Origin of the sequence: Sinimarinibacterium thermocellulolyticum, from assembly GCF_040327995.1 — a bacterium.
GTDB classification, from domain to species: domain Bacteria; phylum Pseudomonadota; class Gammaproteobacteria; order Nevskiales; family Nevskiaceae; genus Solimonas; species Solimonas thermocellulolyticum.
Genome location: NZ_JBEPIJ010000004.1, coordinates 107,164 through 126,889 on the forward strand (window position 1 = coordinate 107,164; position 19,726 = coordinate 126,889).

Here is a 19,726-nt window from a genome sequence, read left to right on the forward strand (position 1 = left end):
CCGCCGCTGACTGAGGTCACTGCTTGAGATAGATTTGGTCGAAGTGTCCGCCGTCGGCGAAGTGTTCCCGCTGGGCGCGGGTCCAGCCGCCGAATGCCTCGTCGATCGTGAACAGTTCGACGTCGACGAACTGGCTCGCATACTTGGCTTTGGCCGCCGCGCCGGTCGGGCGATAGTAGTGCTTGCCGGCGAGATCCTGTCCCTCCTCGGAGTACAGATACTGCAGGTAAGCCTCGGCGACGGCGCGAGTCTTCTTCTTGTCGACGACCTTGTCGACGACGGTCACGGTCGGTTCGGCGAGGATGCTCAGCGACGGAACCACGATCTCGAACTCGCCCTCGCCGAACTCCTTGAGCGCGAGGAAGGCCTCGTTCTCCCAGGACAGGAGCACGTCGCCGATCCCTCGCTGCACGAAGGTCGTCGTCGAACCGCGGGCGCCGGTGTCCAGAACGGGCACGTTCTTGAACAGTTTGCGCACGAAGTCCTTGGCCGCGGCTTCGCTGCCGTACTTGCGCTTGCCGTACTCCCAGGCGGCGAGATAGTTCCAGCGCGCACCTCCGGAGGTTTTCGGGTTCGGTGTGATCACCGCAACGCCCGGCCTGACGAGATCGTCCCAATCCTTGATGCCCTTTGGATTGCCCGCACGCACCAGGAACACGATCGTGCTCGTGTAAGGCGCCGAGTTCAGCGGCAGACGCTTCTGCCAGTCTTTCGGAATCAGCTTGCCGTTGTCGTGAAGGGCGTCCACATCGGCCGCCAGCGCCAGCGTGACGACGTCGGCCGCAAGGCCGTCGATGACCGCGCGCGCCTGCTTGCCGGAGCCGCCGTGCGACTGCGCGACGGTGACCACGTCGCCGGTCTTCGCTTTGTAGTACTTGGCGAAAGCGACGTTGAACTCCTTGTAAAACTCGCGCGTCGGATCGTAGGAAACGTTGAGCAACTCGTAATTCGCCGCCTGGGCGAAAAACGGCGCGGACAAAGCGGCGGCGACGATCAGGGATTTCAGTTTCATGTTTGCTGTCCAGGGGTTTTTCGTGCGATGAAATAACCAAACGCCAAAGTGCCGAGTGCGGATCAGAACGACAGTTGAAGGCGGGTGAACACCGACTTCTCGTCATCGCGATCCGGATCAGAGAAGTTGGAGAAGGACGTCCGATTGAAGTTGAGGACGGCCTTGACGTTGCCGTTGAGGATCCAGTTGAGTCCGATCGCCGCGTTTTGGATCGACTCGACGCCGCTGGCCTCGAACACGCCGATGTCGACTCCTTCATCGTCAGCCTGCAGCGCGCCGATGCGCGCGGTGATTTCGAATGCGCCCCAGCCGGGCTTTCCCACCCGGAAAGGCGTCTGCGGCTTTACGCCGCCGAAGCTCGCGGCCTCGCCGGTGAGCACGTAGCTCGCCACGAGTTGCCACGCTTCGTTGCTGATCTCCCCGCGATCGCTCGCGCTGGTCAGCTCTTGAGTCGAGACGATGTACTCCGCGAGCAGGCCGAACGGCCCGCGATACAGATAGCCTTGCGGCGAGAATCGGGTGGCGTCGCCGTCGTAGTTCGTGCCGGCGGCGTAGCTGATCCCGGTGCGACGGTCAGGGGTCGAGTAATTGCGCGGGCTCTCGGGAACACCGCGCTTGCTGCCGTGCGAGCCGGCGATGCCAAAGCCGATGCCGGGCGTCGGCTCGTAGAACAGCCGCGCCTCGACTTCCTTGCGCCCGTTGTTGTCGGTCGCACCGCCGTCCTCGCCGTCGCGCGTGCCGTTGTAGACGCCAACGACGTACTGCAGTTGGTTGCCGGCGAGCGCACCCTGCAGTTGCACGCCGATCTCGCGGTTCGGCGCGAGCTCCGTCGGCAGACCGCGTTCGATGAAGGCGATCGCCGAGGCGCTCTGCAGGCGCTCCAGGCCGACCGGTCCCTTGACTTTGCCGGCACGCAGCGTCACCGCCGGAGCGAACTTGAGGTCGATGTAGGCGTCGACGAAGGTCGCGTTATTGCCGGCAAACTCGGGCGTCAGGCGGTAGCCGACGAGGCTGCCGAGCGTGCCTTGGAAGGTCGGGCGCAGGCGGCGGAAGGTGAAGGTGTCGGCGGACTGCGGCACGCTGTCGCCGGTGAACCAGCGTCCGTCGAGCTGGATCAGTCCGTTGACGCGGAACTCATAGTCACCGGACTTGAGCGAGAACCCTTTGTCGGATGCGGCGGCGACGGTCGCGGTTGCGGCCTTTGCGGTGGCTTCCTCCTTTTCCAGTTCGAGCTTGCGCTCGAGGATGCGGATGCGTTGGTCGAGCTCCTGAGTCGTCGTGGCGGCCGCGGGAGTGGCCGCGGCAGCGAGCACAGTGCCGGCGAGCAGCGATAGGTGGAGCGCCCGTGCGTGGGCGATGGGGTGTTGCATGGCGGTGTATTCCCGGTGTCGTGAGGCGAGCTTCCGGTAGGCCGGTCAGCTCACGTGCTGTTCTGTGGGTCGTGCATGGCGCTCGGATTCGAGTCGCACTTTTTCGCGCCGCTCGATCTGTACGATGCGGCCTTGGTGTACGGTGATTTCGACGGCCCCGAATTCGAGTCCGGCCAGCGCCTGGGCGATCTGGTCGAGCACCGCGCTACGTGGGCCGCGTGGGGAGAGTGGCGCAGTGCTCATATCCGCGTTTAATAATCACTTGTGGGCTTTGCGGACATGTCTGATCACATACCGTGCCAATCCCAAGAAGTGCTCCTAAATGTCTGTTATTGATGCTTATATTCAACGATCATGACGATATCTTTAGGCGTGTTCGTCATTTAAGACGGAAAATACGTCATATATGAACACAACATCCGTCAAATATGACTGATGGACTGCCCCCTTCGTCCCTGGACGCGTTAAGACTCCATCTCTGGACCGAGGTCGGTCGGCACCTCGATCTCGTCGAGTCCTTGCCGGTCTTTGTCCGGGCCCTCGAACACCGCATGCCGGTCCGGTTTCTGCGCATCGACGAACTGGTGCCTGCCGGCGGTCTACTGACGCTCGCCGAGTGGTCGCGACACGCGGGTATGCGTGCGCGCCACGAGCTACAGCCACAGACCTTGCCGAGCTTGCAAGCGCTGGATGCCTGGGCCGGCCGCGGCCAACTCGCGGTCTGCGAGCCCGGCGGGCAATGGAGTCTGCCCTTCGCACTGATCGACGGATTCGAAGCGGGCGAGGCGGGGCTGGTCGGTGCGCTGCGCGCCGAGGGCCGACTCGTGGGGCTGGCGTTGGTGCGTGGTGGCGACCGCCCCTTCGATGCCGACGAGCAAGCGTTGTTCACGGCGCTGCTCGAGCCTCTGACGGCCGCGGTCGTCAACGACCGGCGCCTGCGCGAGATCCGTCGGCTCGGCGCTGCGGCGGAGGCGGACCGCCAGTCCTTGCTCACACGGTTGGGCCGCGACAGCGTCTTTGAGCACATCGTCGGCGCCGAGCGCGGACTACGGCACGTCATGGAGCGCGTGGATCAGGTCGCGCCGACCGACGCCTCCGTGCTGATCCTCGGGGAGACCGGGGCCGGCAAGGAGGTCATCGCGCGCGCCATCCACGAGCGATCGGCGCGTCGCGACGGCCCGTTCGTGCGTGTGAACTGCGGTGCGCTGCCCCCCGAGCTGATCGATTCGGAGCTGTTCGGTCACGAGAAGGGCAGCTTCACCGGGGCGCTGGCGGCGCGCCGCGGCTGGTTCGAGCGTGCCGACGGCGGCACCTTGTTTCTGGACGAAGTCGGCGAGCTGTCGCTTGCGGCACAGGTGCGTTTGCTGCGCGTGTTGCAGGACGGCGTGGTCCAGCGGGTCGGCGGCGAGAAGGACCTTGCCGTCGATGTGCGCGTGATCGCGGCGACCCACCGCGACCTGCCGTCGATGGTGCAGGAGCGCAGCTTCCGCGAAGATCTATGGTACCGGCTCGCGGTGTTTCCGCTGATTCTCCCGCCGCTGCGCGAGCGGCCGCAGGATATCCCCGCGCTGACCCAGCATTTCGTTCAACGCGCGGCCAAGCGCCTGGGCGTCACGGTGCCGCTGGTGCGACCAGCCGACATCGAGCGGCTCCAGGCCTATCGCTGGCCCGGCAATGTGCGCGAGTTCGCGGCAGTGATCGAGCGCGCCGTGATCCTCGGGCAGGGGACACGGCTGGAGGTGGATGCGGCGCTGGGTATCGATGCACCGCGGCAGGCGTCGCAAATGTCGCCGGCGGCGACTCGCGAGCGCGACAGCCCCTCTGCGGCCGCGTCGGTGGAGGGCACTGGCATCGAGGCCCTCGATACGGTCATCCAGCGCCACCTGCAGAAGGCGCTGCGCGCGACGCGCGGCCGCGTCGACGGCCCACACGGCGCGGCGCGCCTGCTCGGGGTCAACGCGAGCACCTTGCGCGCCAAGCTGCGCAAGCACCGCATCGACCCGCGCGCCTACCGGGGCTGATGACTCACCACTTCATCATCGGCAGCGGGTGTAGCGGATCGGTGCACAGCTGGCGCAGCGTGAGCTGCACCAGGCGCTTGTGGAAGCCGGCGTTGGGAAAGCGCGCGCGCACCTCGGCGACGAAGGCGCGCGGCAGGCCGAAGCGCACCATGCCGAGTGACACGTCGACCAGGTCGGCCTTGCGGAAGGCCTCGACCAGTTCGCCGCCGGGTGCATCCCAGCGCCGGAAACGGTGGTGCTGGTCGATGATCGCGTCGATCTCGTCGGCCCAGTCGCCCAGTCCTTCGGCTTGCAGCCACTCGCGGGCGAGGTCTGCGGACGGACGCAGATAGTCGATGGTGCCGTGGGTCCAGATCGCCAGATCGTGGAACACGGCGGCGATCACCAGCTTGCGCTGCGCGTCGGTGTCGGGGCGGGCGAGGGCGAAGCAGAAATTCAGCATCCGCAACAGGTGATTGCGGTAGGCCTCGTGATCGGCGCCGAGCGCGTCGCGCCAGCGCTCGAGCAAGGCATCGAGTTGCGGGAAGTCCTGGTGGATGTGCATGAACCGGCGTCCGAGGGCTGGCTGGCCGCCACAGCTTCGCCGATTTCGTAGTGGTGATCGCCACCCGGCCGAACGGCGCGGCCGCCGCGGCGCTGTCGAAATCAGCCGCGGGCGTTCGACCATCCAGTGTGCACGGCCGCGGGCGGCCGTGCGCGCTCACCTGCACTGGAGATCCGCGATGTCCTCTCTCGATCCGCCACCCGGCCATGCTCTGGGTTATGGTGCGGCGGCTGCCGACCCGGGGCGCCATTCGACGACGATGAAGCGCCTCCAGGATCGCAGGCGCCGACGTGCAAGCAAGGAGAAGACGATGAAGTACCTGTGTCTGGTGTACTGCGATGAGCGCAAGCTCGAAGGTTGGGACGACGCCGAGTGCATGGCCTGCGGGCAGGCGTTTCGGGACAGCGGCCATCTGGTCGCCGCCGAGGCGCTGCAGCCGGTGCATACGGCGACCACGGTGCGCGTGCGTGGCGGCAAGGTGTCGATCACCGACGGGCCGTTCGCCGAAACCAAGGAGCAGCTCGCCGGCTTCTACTTGCTGGATGCGAAGAACCTCGACGAAGCCCTGGAGATGGCGGCGAAGATTCCGCCGGCAACGGTCGGCAGCATCGAGGTGCGGCCCATTCGCGAGCTGATGCCCCGCGAGCTGCTGCCCAGGTAGCGCCATGTGGTCGCTGCGGTTCTGCCTGCCGCTCGGTGCTGTCGAAAACCGTCGCAGCCGATCGACTGAAGAACAGCGGCAGTCGTCGCCGCGAACACCGGAGTGCGAGATGAAGTACCTGTGCCTGGCCTACGAACAGGAATCGAAGCTGGCGGCGCTGTCACGCGAGCAGTGGGCGTCGCTGCGCGAGGAGACGCTGGCCTATGTCGAGGAGCTGCGTCGCGGCGGCCACCTGATCACGACCGAGCCGCTGCAGACGGTGCGCAGCGCGATGACCGTGCGGGTGCGCAACGGCCAGTTGTCGGCCACCGACGGGCCCTTCGCCGAAACCAAAGAACAGCTCGGCGGGTTCTTCATCGTCGAGGCGCGCGATCTCAACGAGGCGATTCAGCTTGCCGGGCGCTGGCCGTCGGCGCGCATCGGCAGCATCGAGGTGCGGCCGATCGCCCAGGGGCTGCCCCAGGAGGGACGCAATGAAGCGAACTGATGTGATCACCTGCGTCGTGTCCGCGGCCTGCGCGCTGCTGGCGGGCGTGCCGGCTGTCGCGGCGCCGGTCGTCTACGAACTCGATCCGCTGCACACTTTCCCGAGCATCGAGTTCCCGCACATGGACATCTCCATCTGGCGCGGCAAGTTCGACCGCAGCAAGGGCACGGTCGTGCTCGACCGCGCGGCGCGCAGCGGTCGCGTCGAGGTCGAGATCGACACGGCGAGCATCAACTTCGGGCTCGATGCGATGGACGAGAAGGCGCGCGGCGAGGAGTGGTTCGACGTGGCGCAGTATCCGTCGGCGACCTACGTCGGCGACTTGCGCTTCGACGGCGATACGCCGGTTGCGGTCGACGGCCAGTTCACGTTCCGCGGCAAGACCCTGCCGTTGACGCTGACGCTCAACAGCTTCAAGTGCATCGAGCATCCGTACTACAAGAAGGAAGTCTGCGGTGCGGATGCCTACGGCGAGCTCAACTGGGGCGCCTACGGCATGAAGTACAGCGAGTTCGGCCAGGGCGACGCCGGTCGCGTGACGCTGCGCATCCAGGTGGAGGCGATGCCCAAGTCCGATTGACGGTGCATTGTCGAAACGGCGTCGGCCGGTTCGACCATGGAGTGGAAGCCATCGCGCATTGCGACGGCAGTCGATTCAGGGAGCTTGAGCGATGTCCACGATGATCTTCGTCAACCTGCCGGTCGCCGATCTGAACAAGTCGAAGCGCTTCTTCGAGGCGCTGGGCTGGCATTTCAATCCGCAGTTCACCGACGACAGCGCGGCCTGCCTGGTGATCAGCGACACCGTACACGCGATGCTGCACACACATGCTTCGTTCCGCCGCTTCACGCCCAAGGCGATCTGCGATGCGCACACGACCAGCGAGGTGCTGATCGCCCTGTCCTGCGACAGTCGCGCCCAGGTCGACGAGCGGGTCGACAAGGCGGTGGCCGCCGGTGCGAAACTGTTCCGCGATCCGCAGGATCACGGTTTCATGTACGAGCGTGCGTTCCAGGACCTGGATGGGCACATCTGGGAGCTGATGTGGATGGCCCCTGCGGCCGTATAAAGTCATGAGCGACCCGCGCCTGCAGATGGATCCGGCGACGATGCCGTTCGACGGCAAGCGCATGTTCTGGGGCGGCTTCAAGCCGTTCCTCGAGTTGTGACGCCACCGCGGCAATGAAAGTGCCGCAGGCCATCGACACCCGCCGCATCGTCGACGCGGTTTACCACGACGAGTCGCGGCGGGTGCTGGCGACGCTGATCCGTCTGCTCGGCGATTTCGATCTGGCGGAAGAGGCCTTGCACGAGGCCTTCGCCGCCGCGGTCGAGCAATGGCGCGACGAGGGCGTACCGGCCAATCCGCGCGCCTGGCTGGTGTCGACGGGCCGCTTCAAGGCGATCGACGTCATCCGCCGGCGTGCGCGCTTCGATGCCTCGCTCAACCTGATTGCGGACGAGCTCTATGCCGAGGCTGACGAGGAGCGCGACGACGAGCACCTCGAAGACGATCGCCTGCGGCTGATGTTCACCTGCTGTCACCCGGCCTTGCCCGCGGATGCGCAGATCGCGCTGACGCTGCGCGAGGTCTGCGGGCTCACCACCGAAGAGATCGCACACGCGTTTCTCACCGCGCCGTCGACGCTCGCTCAGCGCATCGTGCGCGCCAAGAACAAGATCCGCGACGCGAAGATTCCCTACGAGGTGCCGGGTCGCGCCGAGCTGCCACAACGGCTCGAAGCCGTGTTGCGCGTGATCTACCTGGTGTTCAACGAGGGCTATTCGGCCTCGTCGGGCGATGCGCTGACGCGCCATGACCTGTCGGCGGAGGCGATCCGCCTGGGTCGCCTGCTGCTCGAACTGCTGCCGGACCCGGAGGTCATGGGCCTGCTCGCCCTGATGCTGCTGCAGGAGTCGCGGCGCAGCGCGCGCAGCACCGACGACGGAGACCTGATCCTGCTCGAAAACCAGGACCGCAGCCTGTGGAACCGCGAGCTGATCGCGCAGGGTCGGGCGCTGGTGGAGCGCGCGCTGTCGTCGCGGCGCTTCGGTCCGTACAGCCTGCAGGCGGCGATCGCCGCGGTGCATGCCGACGCGAGCACCGCCGCCGAGACCGACTGGAGCGAGATCGTCGGGCTCTACGAAGTGCTGTACCGGCTGGAGCCGTCGCCGGTGGTCGAACTCAACCTCGCGGTCGCCGTCGCGATGCGCGACGGGCCACAGGCCGGGCTTGCCCGGGTCGACGCGGTCCTCGAACGCGGCGAGCTGCGCGACTACCACCTGGCGCACGCCGCGCGCGCCGAGTTCTGCCGTCGGCTCGGCCTGCGCGCCGAGGCGCGAGCCAGCTACGAGCAGGCGCTGGCATTGGCGCGGCAGACGCCCGAGCGACGCTTCCTCGAGCGGCGCCTGGACGCGCTGCAATGACCTCGCAGGTCATCGCCGCGACGGCAAGCCGGCGCTAGGCTGCCCGGGTCCGATCACGGGAGTAACCCGATGCACGCGTTCGCCGAGCGTTTCGCCGATGCCTGGGCGCGGCCGACGCCGGCGCGGCTCGTTGCTCTGCTGCACGATGACATCGTGCTGCGCCAGCCGCATCTGCCGGCCATCCGCGGACGTGCGGCGGCGAGCAGTGCGATGTCGAAGCTACTGCGCTGCCTGCCCGAGCTGCACGGCGAAGTCGATCGAGCCAGCGGTGACGCGAACGCCGTGTTCATCGAATGGCGCATGAAGCCTTTGCGCGACACCACAACCGCGATCCACGCGGTGGACCGCTTCATCCTGCGCGACGGTCTTGCCGCAGAGCGCACGGTCTACTTCGATCAGCTCGCCATGCGGCGCAGCGTGCTGCGTCATCCGCGCCTGTGGTCGGGCTTCGTGCGCTACTGCCTGACGTGATCGTCGCGACGCTGGGCAGTGCTACAGGCTCGGGGCGACGGCCAAAAGGCCGAAGGCGATGACCTGCGCGATACCGACGCAGAAGCCCAGCGCGGCGCCGACGGCGATCAGCATCCACTCGTCTTCCTTGAACGCTGGGCGCAGCATGCTCTCGAACTCTGCCGGCGGCAGGGCTTCGAGCCGCTGCGCCAGCGTCTGGCTGATGTCCATCGCGTCCTTGGCGTAGCGGTCGACGGCGCGCACGGCCTGCGGCAAGCGCGCGACGATGCGGCTGACGGCGGCCTCCTTCATAGCGACGTAGCGCTTGGTGCCGATGGTCCATGCGATGAAGGGCCGGGCGATGCCGGACTGCTCGTCGATCGTGCGCTTGACGTGCTTGGCGATCATGCTGAACACGCGATCGGCAAACGGTCCCTTGAGCACCGATTCGATGATGTTCGAAGGCGTGACGATGCGGTCCGCGATCAGCCGCCCGTAGTCGCGGGAGATCTCTTTCTGCCGCTTGAAGAACAGTCCCTGTATCGTCAGCGGGCCGATGCGGCGCGGCTCGTGCGGGCGGAAGATCATCTCTAGCGCAAGGTAGTTCGTCGCCCAGCCGACGACCAGGCCGAACAGCGGCAATTGCCAGTCCGCCTTGTAAAACATCCAGCCGATCATCTGGAAGATGCCGAACAATAGGCCGAAGTAGAAGCCCGAGCGGCCGATGAACTTGAACTCCTCGCGGCCGGTTTCCTGGAAGACGGCGTTGATCAGCGCGGGCTCGCGCAGTAGGGTCGTCGTGACCATGTCCTTGAGGTCGAACACCGTATCGACCTGCTCACGCAGATCGTTCATGACTTGCGCGACGACTTCCGGCGCATCGTCCTGCACGCGCCGGATGATGAGGTTGCGAACCCGCAGCGGCAGTGTCTCCCACAGCGTGGGCTCGTACTCGCGCATGATCTCTTCCATGAGATCCTCGACCAGGTCGAGCAACGGCTTCTCGATCTCCGAAGCCACGCGTGCGGGATCTAGGCGATCGAAGATCTCGCGCTCGCTGATCAGTTGCGGCACCAGGGTGTCGCAGGCGATCGCCGCCATCTTGCCCGCCTTGCGCGGGATGATGCCCTGCCAGCCGAGATACGGCGGTATCCCAACGAAGTGCAGCGGATAGAACATCATCTTGATGGCGATGACGTTGGTCACGTAGCCGACCAGGCCGCTGGTGACCGGGATCGACAGATACAGCCAGAACTTGGCCTTGAAGTCGGCGATCGCCGCTGCCAGCAAGCTCATGCCGATGACGTCGTTCACGATGACTGGACCTCGCGAGGCGACGGTGCGCCGGCGCAGGCCTGCCAGAACGCCTGACCCAGACTCGACAGCCGCAGCACGCGCCGCTGATAGTGCACGCCGCTCAGCGGACCGGGCTTGGCCTGCTCGACGGCGGCCCGGATCGCCGGGTCGGCTTGGAGCATCTGATACTTGACTTCGAAAGCAGCATCCTCGGCGCCCGCCTCGACCAGTCCAAGCGCGCGCAGGCGTTCGATATAGCCGGGCAGATGCGAGGGGAGCTTGATTCCCGCCAGCTTGCCGAGCGTGCCGAGCGAGGACGCCAGTCGCTGCGTGGCCGGCCCCAGCCGTGGTCCGATTGCGGCGTGCAGCATCGGCACCGCGCCTTCCTTGGCCAAGGTTTGCAGGATGAGCATCTCGTCGGCGACGAGCTGGTTCAGCAGGGCATGGAATAGTTCATCGGCAGCCTGCTCCGGCGTCTGCGCCTGCGCGCGTTCGATCAGGCGCGCTGCTCGCGCGGGTAGGGCGGATGCCGCGCCGCGGTCCGTATCCGCGGTCTCCAGATGATCCAAGCGGTGTTTGAGCTCGGCAAGAATGCGCGCCTCGGCCCGTTCGATCTGGCGCTGTGCCAGGTGCGCGCCCGGCAGCGTTCGGACCATTCCTTTCACATGGCGGAGCAAGGCGCGGAAATCAAGGCCGGCGGCCGCGTGCTGATCATCTTGCATTGGCTGGTCAATCCCCCGGACTGTACTGGCCGGCGCATCAGAGTTCGCCTAACGCAGTGCCAAGCCCAACAAAACGGAAGCCTACCATCAATCGATGGCGAGATCGCAGCTCGCTCGCGCTCGCGCGGCGCCGCATGCACCGCTGTACACTGCGCACCCCGACACCGCGCCCGTAGCTCAATGGATAGAGCATCAGGCTTCGAACCTGAGGGTTGGGAGTTCGAGTCTCTCCGGGCGCGCCAGCGTCGATGCGGGGTCGGCACCGCTGTCTCCGCGGCAACGGCGCCGTGGTGCGCATCAAGACCGGGAGGTTCCGCGTCTGTCCGCATCGCGGCCCAAGGGCCGAGTGCGGTGGCTGACGTGGCCGCCGCGGTTCGGCCATGGTTAGCCTTTGATCCTGGGGCGCTGTGCTGTCCCTTGTGCGTTGCAGCAGGGTTGACAGGTCATTTTTGCTAATGGCGACGGCTGGGGCGGGGACTATCATTGAGGGTCCGTTTGCGAAGCGATTATGCGGGACGGTTGCGAGGGTGCCTCGCCACCGTCGGGAGGAGGTGGGATGAGAACCAGGACGAGGTCTGCGGGTGACCCCGCACGGGTCATGACGGTACTGCTGCTCGCTCTGGCCGCCGCCGGCTGCGGTGGCGGATCACCGACGGGCGATCCCGGTGCCAGCCCCAGTCCCAGCCCCAGCGCCAGTCCGAGTCCGAGCCCGAGTCCGAGCGCGAGTCCCAGCCCCAGTCCGTCCCCGACGCCGGGCGTGGGCGTGGGGCGCAGGTTTCTGATCACGCCCGGCGCGGATGCGACCACCGAGATGATCGCCGCGATGGTGCAGGCACTGCCTGGCGATGTCATCGAGTTCGGCTGCGGATACTTCGAGCTCAGTTCCGCGCTGCAGCTCACCAACACCGAAGACGTGACCATCCGCGGCTGCGGCCGCGACGAGACGGTGCTGTCGTTCAAGACCAGCACTACGCCCGAAGGCATCCTCGCGGTCAACGTGCATGGCCTTTGGATCGAGGACCTGACCGTGCTCGACACCGGCGGCAACGGCATCGAGCTGCGCGGTGTCGATCATGCGCGCATCCAGCGGGTGCGCACGATGTGGTCGTCGGGCGGCGGTCGCGAGAGTCCGAGCCCGATCACCGCCGACAATGCCTTTGCCAACGATGCGGCGCTGCTCAACGTGGCCTGCACCGATCCGCCTACGCTCAATCCGGATGCGCCGGAGAACCAGTTGCCGGGTCTGGACACGAGCTCGCCGGATTACACGGTGAGTCCCAAGTCGGGTCGCTACGGCATCTATCCGGTCGCGTCCGAGAACATCCTGATCGACGAGGCGGAGTCGATCGGTGCATCGGACGCTGGCATCTACGTTGGCCAGACTAACAACGCCATCATCCGTAACAGCCGCGCCGCCTACAACGTGTTCGGCTTCGAGATCGAGAACGTGCAGGGCGGCGAGTACGCCAACAATCTCGCCGAGTGCAACACCGGCGGTTTTCTGATCTACGACCTCGACGGCCTGCGCCAGTACGGTGACCGCTCGCGCATGTACGGCAACATCGCGCGCAACAACAACACTTACAACTTCACCTCGGGCGGCTTCGTCGGCAACGTGCCGCCGGGCAGCGGCATGATCACGCTGTCCTACGATCGCATCGACATCTTCGACAACCTGTTCGAGAACAACAACACCGCCGGCATCATCCACGTGAGCTACGAGCTGTTCCCGGAGGGTGCCGGGCGTCCGGTGGAAAGGCGCATCGACTGGTACAGCGAAGGGGTGCGCATCCGCAACAACCGCTTCGTCAACAATGGCAACGGTCTGCCGCGGCCGACGACCACGGATTTGATCAACGGCGACATCGCGCGCGTGCTGCCGGCACTGGTGGGGCTGAAGAATGCCGCCGCCTGCCTCAATCCGCTGAATCTCGCGACCTGCCTGTCTGCGGCCGCGGACGGTGGCATCGGTCTGCAGGCGCTGGGTTATCGCGGTGCGCACATCATCTGGGACGGCCTGCTCGACCGCTTTGATGCCGACTGCCCGTATCCGGTCGACGCCAACGGCGATCCGGTCCCGGAGGACGAGCGCGGCAAGCCGCAGCTCACCAACGATCATCCCAACCCGAGCTGCCACTACAACGCCTACAAATTCGATACCGACGCGCCTGGTGCGCCGCGCATCGTGCCGGACTGGTTCGCGTCCTGCATCGACGCCGACAACGACTTCAGCGGCGATAGCTTGAAGTTCGCGCGCTTCAACGGCACCAAGGGGCTGGAGGCCGTGATCGCCGCGGCGACCGCAAACCCCGCATCCGGCGGTGAGGCGCTGGTGCGGATCCTGGGCGGCCTTACGGCCACTGACCTCGCCAATTTCGCATCGAGCTTCGACACTGCAGCGCACGACTGCCCGACGGCATACGGGCGCAACCTCGATCCGCTGCCGCCAGTGGTGATCCCGCCATTCCAACGCAGCGGCGAGTTCGATCCGGCCCCCAGTGAGGCCGAAGTGCGCGACCTGTGCGAGGCGGCGGTGGCCGACGGCGCGGTGAACTTCGCGGCGGCCAAGGTCAATTGCCCGACCCTCGACCAGTATGCGCTGTTCGCCGATCCGCAAGACCCGACCAGCGCGCCGCGTGGGGGCGGCGTGCCGTTCGCGCTCAACACCCGGCTGTTCTCGGACTACGCGCTCAAGTATCGCGTCGCTTATCTGCCGCCCGGCACTCAGGCGGTCTATCGCGACGGTGCCACCGACGGGGCCAACGCGGCGATCAGCTTCCCGGTCGGCACCATCATCGCCAAGACCTTCGTCTTCGCCGACGAGAATGCCGGTACCGAAGTGCCGGTGGAGACGCGCCTTTTGATCAAGCGCCGCAATTCGCGCGGACTCGAACGCTGGGACGGCGTGCCCTACATCTGGACCACCGAGAACGGGCGCCGCGTGGCCAAGCTGGCGATGGGCGGTGGCAAACGCGAGGTCGCGTGGCACTACACCGACGTCGATTCCGGTGCGCTCTTTACCGGCAGCACGCCGGCGTACCAGATCCCGCACGCCAATCAGTGCCTGAGCTGCCACGCCAACGAGGATGCCGATACCGGCTCGGCGCCGATCGGGCCGAAGATCCGCAACCTCAATCGGCCGTACCGCTCGGAATCGAACCGTGTCACCGGGCAGGCCCTGCACGAGGTGGCCGGCCAGAACCAGATCGCCTACTGGTGCGCCAGCGGCCGGCTTGCCGGCTGCCCGGCGGACCTGGGCGTCGATCCGCAGACGCAGATCGCCACCGCACTCGAGCGCCTGCCGGTGTTCAACAAGCCGGGCGACGCCGGTGCCGCGCCCGGCAGCGCCGCCGACATCGAAGCGCGTGCGCGGGCTTATCTGGAAGTGAACTGTCAGTACTGTCACAACCCGCGCGGCTTTGCCGGCAGCACCGGGCTTTATCTCGACGTGTTCCGGCCGGTCAACGAGAGCTACGGCATCTGCAAGCGGCCGACGGCGACCGGCCGGGAAGGCAACGGCGGACGCACCTACGACATCCACCCGGGCAACGTCGGCGACTCGATCATGCCGTACCGCATCGGCCCCGAGGCAACGACGCCGGCGGCGCGCATGCCGCCGCTGGCGCGCAGCGTCGTCCACGCCGAGGGCCACGCGCTGATCGAGCAGTGGATTCGCGACGTCGTCGTCAAGGACGAGGCGAAGTATCCGGGCTCGACGAGCTGCACCGGCGATTAGGGCTGACTGATTGGGAAGTCGACCTCCGGCGGGCGTGCGCAGACGAGGTCGGCGAGCGCACGGCCGGAGCCGCAGGCAAGGGTCCAGCCGAGCGTGCCGTGGCCGGTGTCGAGGTAGAGGTTGCGGTAGCGCGTGCGCCCGATGCACGGCAGGTTCGACGGTGTCGACGGCCGCAGTCCGCACCAGTACTGCGCCTGCGTGGCATCGCCAGCACCCGGAAACAGCGCCTCGGTGCGTTGCAGCAGCAGGGCGCAGCGGCGCGGATCGAGCGTCGTGTCGACGCCGCCGAGTTCCGCCATGCCGGCGATGCGCAGACGCTCGCCCAGCCGCGAGAACACCAGGCGATGTTCGTCGTCGGTCAGTGACACGTTCCAGGCGCGGTCCGGATCGCGCACCGGCATCGTCAGCGAGTAGCCCTTGGCCGGCTGGATCGGCAGATGCAGTCCGATCTGGCGGGCAAGGGCAGTGCTGTGACTGCCGAGCGCGAGCACGTAGGCGTCTGCGCTGATCCGATGTTCGCCGTCCGCGCCAGTCAGCCGCACCGCCGCGATGTGCTCGCCCACTGGTTCGAGCGCCTCGATGCGCTGGCCGAGCAAAAAACGTACGCCGCGGCGGCGACAGTGCTCGGCGAGCTGCTGTGTGAACGCATGGGCATCGCCGGACTCGTCATCGGCGGTGTAGGTGGCGCCGACCAGGCGCGATGCGCTGCTACGCAGTGCCGGTTCGATGGTCAGTGCCGCGTCGACATCGAGGACCTCGCGCGCGCAGCCGAACTCGCGCATCAGCGCCGCGGCCTTTGCCGCCGCGCGCAGTTCACCGGCATCGGTGTAGATGTGCAGGATGCCGCGCGTGCGCTGTGCGTACTGCAGGCCGAGCTCGGCGCGCAGCGCCTGAAGCTGCGCGCGGCTGTACAGACCCAAGCGGACCAGATCGCGGATGTTGCGGCGCACCCGTTCCGGGCGACATTCGCCGAGAAACGCGAACAGCCAGCGCCACAGCGCGGGGTCCGCCGTCGGCGACCAGCGCAGCGGAGAGTCGCGATCGAGCAGCCAGGCCGGCAGCTTGCGTAGCGCGCGTGGCGTCGCCCAGGGCTCGGCATGGCTGACCGAGATCTGGCCACCGTTGGCAAAGCTGGTCTCGGCGGCGACCGTCTCGCGGCGGTCGATGACCGTGACCGTGCAGCCGGCCCGCTGCAGATACCAGGCGGCGGCGACGCCGACGACACCGGCGCCGAGCACGGCTACGTGCATCGGGCATTCCTCGATGGTGTTGGCTGGGACGGGGAGGGGCAGTGCATGCGGTGTGCAGTGTAACGACGCACGGGTGCCAACGAGGTGCGGGCGGCGTGCCACTGCACGCTGGTCCACAATCACGCCGACGTCCTGACCCTCGCTTACGGTCCGACGGATACTGCCCTAGCCCGGATCGCCCATCGCTGGGCGGCGGGCGAGCCAGTCGGGGATGTCGACGCCGGTGTCTGGGCTGCGCCATCCCCGCCACAGCAGGCCATCGAAGACAGGCTGGGACGAACGAGCGGCATGAGATGGGGCGTCGAACGCGCCGACGGTTCGGTCCCGGGTGCGGCAACGTTAACCGCGCGGAACCGCTGCGGCGAGGCCTTCTAGGGCAAGTCCTAGTTCCAGCTCTTCGAGCACTCGGCGCTTGAGTCGCTGGGTGCAGACATGACGCGTGTAGCGCAGAAGGTGCTTGTCCCGGATGGCCAACTGCAGCGCCAGCGCGTGCGCCCGCGGGAGGAGCTCGTGCGACGGCAGCACTTCGGCCACCACGCCCAGCCGTTGCGCTTCGGCCGCGTCGAGTTCGGCGCCGGTGAGCAGGAAATGCCGGCCGCGGTTGAGACCGAGCAATTCCAACCAGATCACTTGCACTCCATCGCCAGGGACGAGGCCGTTCTCGAAGTGTGGTGCATCCTTGAACAGCGCGGTCTGGCTGGCAAGTACGATATCTGCCATGACCGCGAGCTCGGAGTGGGCGCGCGCCGGACCGTTCACCGCGGCGATTATCGGGACGTCGATGTCGAGATACTGGGTGATCAGACGCTTGCCTTCCCAGAGGATGCGGTCCCACAGCCCCGCCGGCACGCCTTCCCGGGCCAACAGCCCCGCAGCTTCGGTGGCGTAGTCGATGAAGTGCGATCCGGTGCCGGTGAGGATCACCACCCGGTTGTCTCGGTCGGCAGCCACGGCAGCGAACAGCTCGGGCAACTCACGGTGCGGACCGCCGCCCCACCACAGAGGGCCGCCATCGCTGTGCAGACGGATTTGCAACACTCCCTCGGGGCTACGGTCCAGGACGGCGTGGCGCCAGCCGTTTCGATAATCGTCGAAGTGCATGCCGATCTACCTCAGAAAGTGGTTCAGGGAGCTCAGCGCCGCGTCTACGCGGATAGCGCCGTCGGCGAAGAGTCCCGTGATGTGACCGTGGGTGAGGAATAGCGCATCGAGGTCGCCGGCGGCGTCAAGGGCCGCCCGGTAGGGGGCTCGTTGCTCGAAAGGCGCGTCGTCGTCCAGCGTGGCGTGATACAGGAATACCGACGGGCCGGGACGGTCCATCGCGTTACGCGCCGATACATGCTGTTCACCAAAGAGATTGCCATGCGTCGTCATTTGGGTGGCGGGGCCGCTCGATCCGGCGCCGGTCGACCCGCGTGCAAGCTGGGCCCTCGCTTGGCTCGAAACACCTCGGCGAACAAGGTCTGGGGCCAGTCGTACGGGCTGATCGTCACGTCGCCCGTTGCGGGATGGCGTGAGATCATCCGGGTCGGCGGCGTGACCGAGCGACCGCGGTGGGGCGCCGCAGCCCGCCAGAAGCAGGACCAGTGCAAAGGCAAGGTTTCGCATCGACCGCGCCCTTCGAAGAGCGTCTGCGTTACGTGGCGGCACGCCGTCCGGACGCGGCGCTGCGTCCAGAATCGCCGTTCCCACGTTTGTTGCACACGCCTTGGAGAGTCTGCCATGTGGATCCCCCGACTGATCGCTGTCATCCTCAGTCTGTGCCTGGGCGCTTGCGCGAACCTCGACCCCCGTGCGCCGTCACCGGTGCCGCTGGCGGGTCCGATCGATCTGGAACGCTTCGCCGGAGATTGGTATCTGATCGCCCACATCCCCACCGATCGCGACCGCGAAGCTCACAACGCCATCGAGCGCTATCAGCCGCGGCCGGACGGCTCGGTCGCGATCGTTTACACAAACCGTTTGGGCGGTTTCGATGGTAGGCCCAAAAGAATGACGCCCACCGGTTTTCCGGTGGCCGGATCTGGAAACGCGCTCTGGGGAATTCGCTTTCAGATTCCAGGGACCCGCATTCCCTGGCCCTTTCTCTACGAGTACCGGATCGGCTGGCTGGAGCCGGATTACTCAGTGATGATCGTCGCGCGCTCGAAACTCGACTACCTCTGGCTGTTCGCCCGTGAGCCGCACATGGCTGACGAGCACTTGGAGCGCTACCGCCGAATCATGGCAGGATGGGGCTACGACACCACCCGTTTGTTGAGGGTGCCCCAGCGCTTGGATTAGCCGCTTCCATGTCGATCCGCTCTTCCCAGGCGTGGCTCAGAGCGCCTCTGCCGTCCGAGCGGGGGCAGGATGCCTCTGCGGGCCACCGCCGAGCGCGACTACCCGCCTCGTGTTCGCTCGTCTGGCGATCCGGACCTTGGAGCCGACCTGTTCTCACGGACACCTGATCTTTTGAGAGTGGATGAGCGTGAACCGCTCCGGCTTCTCGGAGGCTCCGAACCTAGAGAGGCTTGGAGCATGAGCAGCTACGCCCCTGAGGTGTGTGAGCGGGCGGTTCGGATGGTCCTGGACCACCCGGGCGAGCACAGTTACCGGTGGGCGGCGATCACGTCGATGGTCGGAAAGATCGGCGGCCCGCCGGAGACGCTGCGGACATGGGTCCGGCGGGTCGAGCGCGACAGCGGGCGGGCGATTGATCGCCCGCGCTCTGGCCATGTCCGCAGCGTTCAGGTCGCGCCCCGGACATCGGTTTGGCGCCGCTCGGCGTGCAGCTCGGCCTCGTGCTGCAGTACTGCGCGGCGCAACTGCATCAGGTTCTCGCGCAGCATGTCGGCGACCAGCTCGTCGGTGCGCGGGTCGCGCAGCACTTCGAGCACCACGCGAAACCCGGCACGGGTGACCGCGCGCACGATCTCGTCATAGAACGGCAGTCGCGCGAGAAGCCCGGCCTGTGGGTCCTCACGCAGCTTCTCGGCGATCATCGCCTCGATCTCACGCTCGTTTTCGAGTAAGGCGCGGGCGATGTTCTGCGAGTAATGGCCCTTGGACATCACTGCGGCGACCTCGCCGAGCACGCCGGCGGTGATCGGCGCCTTGATCGCCTCGACGATGGCGCTGCTGAAGCGGTTGACCAGCCGATAGAAGAACTCGTCGCCGAAGGCGCGATCGGCGGCGCGGCCAAAGCGCGACAGCAGCACGAGGATGCGCAGGATGCGGAACAGGCGAAAGCCGCGCAGCGCCGGCTCCGACAGCGGGATCATGCCGATGATCTCGTACCAGTTGCGCTGGACGTAGCGCCATTGCCAGCCGGCGCCGCGCCAGCGCCAGAGGAACTCGACGGCGAAGATCGCGCAGATCGCGATGTCGATGCGGATGATCCAGCGCGTCGTCTGTGCAGGCAGATCCCAGAACGTCTCCCAGCACAGCAGCGCGACCGAGACGATCGCCAGCAGCAGCATGATCCAGTCGATCATGCCGATGCGGTGTTCTTCGACGGCTTGCGGGGCGCTGTTCATGTGTGCGGCTCGGCATCGACCGGTCTGACGCCGTCGCGCTCGTGCACAGTGGTGGGCAGCACCGGCAGAAAACTCGGCGTCATCACATCCGGACCGCGATACGGCGCACTGCCGCCGCCGATGCCGAGCGCTGCGGTGGTCATGTTCACCAAAGGATATCCCGGTAGGTGAAGATCGCGAGTCGCAGAAGGTAGCAGAGCGAGCGCGCGGGCAGAACGTTGCCGGCGCCCC

Annotated in this window: 20 protein-coding genes, 1 tRNA gene and 2 pseudogenes; 12 read left to right on the forward strand and 11 right to left on the reverse strand. The window is 66.6% G+C overall.

The window, feature by feature from the left end; all coding sequences use genetic code 11:
* Positions 1-16 precede the first annotated feature (16 nt).
* The 3 genes from ABSH63_RS05025 to ABSH63_RS05035 form a co-directional block, all read right to left on the reverse strand.
* The gene (locus ABSH63_RS05025; protein ID WP_352887972.1) at positions 17-1,012 is read right to left on the reverse strand and encodes a sulfate ABC transporter substrate-binding protein; all 996 of its coding nucleotides are present in this window, start codon (positions 1,010-1,012) and stop codon (positions 17-19) included.
* Positions 1,013-1,074: 62 nt separating this feature from the next.
* Positions 1,075-2,382, reverse strand: coding sequence for an OprO/OprP family phosphate-selective porin (locus ABSH63_RS05030; protein ID WP_352887974.1), 1,308 nt, complete (start codon positions 2,380-2,382; stop codon positions 1,075-1,077).
* Positions 2,383-2,427: 45 nt separating this feature from the next.
* Positions 2,428-2,625, reverse strand: a complete 198-nt coding sequence (locus tag ABSH63_RS05035; RefSeq protein ID WP_352887975.1) for a YezD family protein — start codon at positions 2,623-2,625, stop codon at positions 2,428-2,430.
* 308 nt (positions 2,626-2,933) lie between these two features.
* On the opposite strand from ABSH63_RS05035, the gene ABSH63_RS05040 reads away from it, so the two are divergent.
* Complete coding sequence (locus tag ABSH63_RS05040) at positions 2,934-4,403, forward strand: sigma-54 interaction domain-containing protein (RefSeq protein ID WP_352887976.1); 1,470 nt, start codon at positions 2,934-2,936, stop codon at positions 4,401-4,403.
* Between the two features lie 4 nt (positions 4,404-4,407).
* On the opposite strand, the gene ABSH63_RS05045 is transcribed toward ABSH63_RS05040, so the two are convergent.
* Complete coding sequence (locus tag ABSH63_RS05045) at positions 4,408-4,947, reverse strand: HD domain-containing protein (protein ID WP_352887977.1); 540 nt, start codon at positions 4,945-4,947, stop codon at positions 4,408-4,410.
* 310 nt (positions 4,948-5,257) lie between these two features.
* On the opposite strand from ABSH63_RS05045, the gene ABSH63_RS05050 reads away from it, so the two are divergent.
* The 7 genes and pseudogenes from ABSH63_RS05050 (at position 5,258) to ABSH63_RS05080 (ending at position 8,994) form a co-directional block, all read left to right on the forward strand.
* Positions 5,258-5,608, forward strand: coding sequence for a YciI family protein (locus ABSH63_RS05050; RefSeq protein WP_352887979.1), 351 nt, complete (start codon positions 5,258-5,260; stop codon positions 5,606-5,608).
* A 109-nt stretch (positions 5,609-5,717) separates the two neighbouring features.
* The gene (locus tag ABSH63_RS05055) at positions 5,718-6,095 is read left to right on the forward strand and encodes a YciI family protein (protein WP_352887981.1); all 378 of its coding nucleotides are present in this window, start codon (positions 5,718-5,720) and stop codon (positions 6,093-6,095) included.
* A complete protein-coding gene (locus ABSH63_RS05060) occupies positions 6,082-6,675 on the forward strand; it encodes a YceI family protein (protein WP_352887983.1) in 594 nt (197 codons plus the stop codon). The genes ABSH63_RS05055 and ABSH63_RS05060 overlap by 14 nt, the downstream gene beginning before the upstream one ends.
* A 91-nt stretch (positions 6,676-6,766) precedes the next feature.
* Positions 6,767-7,165, forward strand: a complete 399-nt coding sequence (locus ABSH63_RS05065) for a VOC family protein (RefSeq protein ID WP_352887984.1) — start codon at positions 6,767-6,769, stop codon at positions 7,163-7,165.
* A gap of 1 nt (position 7,166) precedes the next feature.
* Positions 7,167-7,265, forward strand: a pseudogene (locus ABSH63_RS05070) (DUF1428 domain-containing protein); the annotation flags it as partial.
* 13 nt (positions 7,266-7,278) lie between these two features.
* Positions 7,279-8,523, forward strand: coding sequence for an RNA polymerase sigma factor (locus ABSH63_RS05075; RefSeq protein WP_352887985.1), 1,245 nt, complete (start codon positions 7,279-7,281; stop codon positions 8,521-8,523).
* A 69-nt stretch (positions 8,524-8,592) separates the two neighbouring features.
* Positions 8,593-8,994, forward strand: a complete 402-nt coding sequence (locus ABSH63_RS05080; protein WP_352887986.1) for a nuclear transport factor 2 family protein — start codon at positions 8,593-8,595, stop codon at positions 8,992-8,994.
* A 21-nt stretch (positions 8,995-9,015) separates the two neighbouring features.
* Here ABSH63_RS05080 and ABSH63_RS05085 read toward each other — a convergent pair whose 3' ends face one another.
* Complete coding sequence (locus tag ABSH63_RS05085; protein WP_352887988.1) at positions 9,016-10,287, reverse strand: DUF445 domain-containing protein; 1,272 nt, start codon at positions 10,285-10,287, stop codon at positions 9,016-9,018.
* The gene (locus ABSH63_RS05090; RefSeq protein ID WP_352887991.1) at positions 10,284-10,925 is read right to left on the reverse strand and encodes an Abi-alpha family protein; all 642 of its coding nucleotides are present in this window, start codon (positions 10,923-10,925) and stop codon (positions 10,284-10,286) included. Before ABSH63_RS05090 ends, ABSH63_RS05085 begins: the two co-directional genes overlap by 4 nt.
* Before the next feature lie 232 nt (positions 10,926-11,157).
* On the opposite strand from ABSH63_RS05090, the gene ABSH63_RS05095 reads away from it, so the two are divergent.
* Both ABSH63_RS05095 and ABSH63_RS05100 read left to right on the forward strand, forming a co-directional pair.
* Positions 11,158-11,233: transfer RNA gene (locus tag ABSH63_RS05095), tRNA-Arg, on the forward strand.
* Between the two features lie 521 nt (positions 11,234-11,754).
* Positions 11,755-14,727 carry a parallel beta-helix domain-containing protein gene (locus tag ABSH63_RS05100; RefSeq protein ID WP_352887993.1) on the forward strand — a complete coding sequence of 991 codons (2,973 nt, stop codon included), beginning with the start codon at positions 11,755-11,757 and terminating at the stop codon, positions 14,725-14,727.
* Here the strand turns inward: ABSH63_RS05100 and ABSH63_RS05105 are convergent.
* The 3 genes from ABSH63_RS05105 to ABSH63_RS05115 all read right to left on the reverse strand — a co-directional run bounded on the left by ABSH63_RS05105 (position 14,724) and on the right by ABSH63_RS05115 (position 17,351).
* Positions 14,724-15,977 (reverse strand): D-amino acid dehydrogenase, encoded by a 1,254-nt coding sequence (locus tag ABSH63_RS05105; protein WP_352887995.1) that lies wholly within the window; start codon positions 15,975-15,977, stop codon positions 14,724-14,726. The genes ABSH63_RS05100 and ABSH63_RS05105 overlap by 4 nt on opposite strands.
* Positions 15,978-16,316: 339 nt before the next feature.
* On the reverse strand, positions 16,317-17,078 hold the full coding sequence (locus ABSH63_RS05110) for an enoyl-CoA hydratase/isomerase family protein (RefSeq protein ID WP_352887997.1): 762 nt from the start codon (positions 17,076-17,078) through the stop codon (positions 16,317-16,319).
* 6 nt (positions 17,079-17,084) lie between these two features.
* Positions 17,085-17,351 (reverse strand): hypothetical protein, encoded by a 267-nt coding sequence (locus ABSH63_RS05115; RefSeq protein WP_352888000.1) that lies wholly within the window; start codon positions 17,349-17,351, stop codon positions 17,085-17,087.
* Positions 17,352-17,699: 348 nt separating this feature from the next.
* Between ABSH63_RS05115 and ABSH63_RS05120 the strand changes: the two genes are divergently transcribed.
* Together ABSH63_RS05120 and ABSH63_RS05125 are read left to right on the forward strand one after the other, a co-directional pair.
* Positions 17,700-18,260, forward strand: coding sequence for a lipocalin family protein (locus tag ABSH63_RS05120; protein WP_352888002.1), 561 nt, complete (start codon positions 17,700-17,702; stop codon positions 18,258-18,260).
* Between the two features lie 237 nt (positions 18,261-18,497).
* Positions 18,498-18,668: pseudogene (locus tag ABSH63_RS05125) on the forward strand (IS3 family transposase); the annotation flags it as partial.
* A gap of 38 nt (positions 18,669-18,706) precedes the next feature.
* On the opposite strand, the gene ABSH63_RS05130 reads toward ABSH63_RS05125, so the two are convergent.
* Positions 18,707-19,495, reverse strand: coding sequence for an ion transporter (locus ABSH63_RS05130; RefSeq protein ID WP_352888004.1), 789 nt, complete (start codon positions 19,493-19,495; stop codon positions 18,707-18,709).
* Positions 19,492-19,644, reverse strand: a complete 153-nt coding sequence (locus ABSH63_RS05135; RefSeq protein WP_352888006.1) for a hypothetical protein — start codon at positions 19,642-19,644, stop codon at positions 19,492-19,494. Before ABSH63_RS05135 ends, ABSH63_RS05130 begins: the two co-directional genes overlap by 4 nt.
* Positions 19,645-19,726 lie beyond the last annotated feature (82 nt).

Excerpts from the sequence above, each read along its gene's own strand:
- ABSH63_RS05025 (WP_352887972.1), bottom strand. The coding sequence starts at position 1,012 with ATGAAACTGAAATCCCTGATCGTCGCCGCCGCTTTGTCCGCGCCGTTT.
- ABSH63_RS05030 (WP_352887974.1), bottom strand. The coding sequence starts at position 2,382 with ATGCAACACCCCATCGCCCACGCACGGGCGCTCCACCTATCGCTGCTC.
- ABSH63_RS05035 (WP_352887975.1), bottom strand. The coding sequence starts at position 2,625 with ATGAGCACTGCGCCACTCTCCCCACGCGGCCCACGTAGCGCGGTGCTC.
- ABSH63_RS05040 (WP_352887976.1), top strand. The coding sequence starts at position 2,934 with ATGCCGGTCCGGTTTCTGCGCATCGACGAACTGGTGCCTGCCGGCGGT.
- ABSH63_RS05045 (WP_352887977.1), bottom strand. The coding sequence starts at position 4,947 with ATGCACATCCACCAGGACTTCCCGCAACTCGATGCCTTGCTCGAGCGC.
- ABSH63_RS05050 (WP_352887979.1), top strand. The coding sequence starts at position 5,258 with ATGAAGTACCTGTGTCTGGTGTACTGCGATGAGCGCAAGCTCGAAGGT.
- ABSH63_RS05055 (WP_352887981.1), top strand. The coding sequence starts at position 5,718 with ATGAAGTACCTGTGCCTGGCCTACGAACAGGAATCGAAGCTGGCGGCG.
- ABSH63_RS05060 (WP_352887983.1), top strand. The coding sequence starts at position 6,082 with ATGAAGCGAACTGATGTGATCACCTGCGTCGTGTCCGCGGCCTGCGCG.
- ABSH63_RS05065 (WP_352887984.1), top strand. The coding sequence starts at position 6,767 with ATGTCCACGATGATCTTCGTCAACCTGCCGGTCGCCGATCTGAACAAG.
- ABSH63_RS05075 (WP_352887985.1), top strand. The coding sequence starts at position 7,279 with ATGAAAGTGCCGCAGGCCATCGACACCCGCCGCATCGTCGACGCGGTT.
- ABSH63_RS05080 (WP_352887986.1), top strand. The coding sequence starts at position 8,593 with ATGCACGCGTTCGCCGAGCGTTTCGCCGATGCCTGGGCGCGGCCGACG.
- ABSH63_RS05090 (WP_352887991.1), bottom strand. The coding sequence starts at position 10,925 with ATGGTCCGAACGCTGCCGGGCGCGCACCTGGCACAGCGCCAGATCGAA.
- ABSH63_RS05105 (WP_352887995.1), bottom strand. The coding sequence starts at position 15,977 with ATGCACGTAGCCGTGCTCGGCGCCGGTGTCGTCGGCGTCGCCGCCGCC.
- ABSH63_RS05110 (WP_352887997.1), bottom strand. The coding sequence starts at position 17,078 with ATGCACTTCGACGATTATCGAAACGGCTGGCGCCACGCCGTCCTGGAC.
- ABSH63_RS05115 (WP_352888000.1), bottom strand. The coding sequence starts at position 17,351 with ATGACGACGCATGGCAATCTCTTTGGTGAACAGCATGTATCGGCGCGT.
- ABSH63_RS05120 (WP_352888002.1), top strand. The coding sequence starts at position 17,700 with ATGTGGATCCCCCGACTGATCGCTGTCATCCTCAGTCTGTGCCTGGGC.
- ABSH63_RS05130 (WP_352888004.1), bottom strand. The coding sequence starts at position 19,495 with ATGAACAGCGCCCCGCAAGCCGTCGAAGAACACCGCATCGGCATGATC.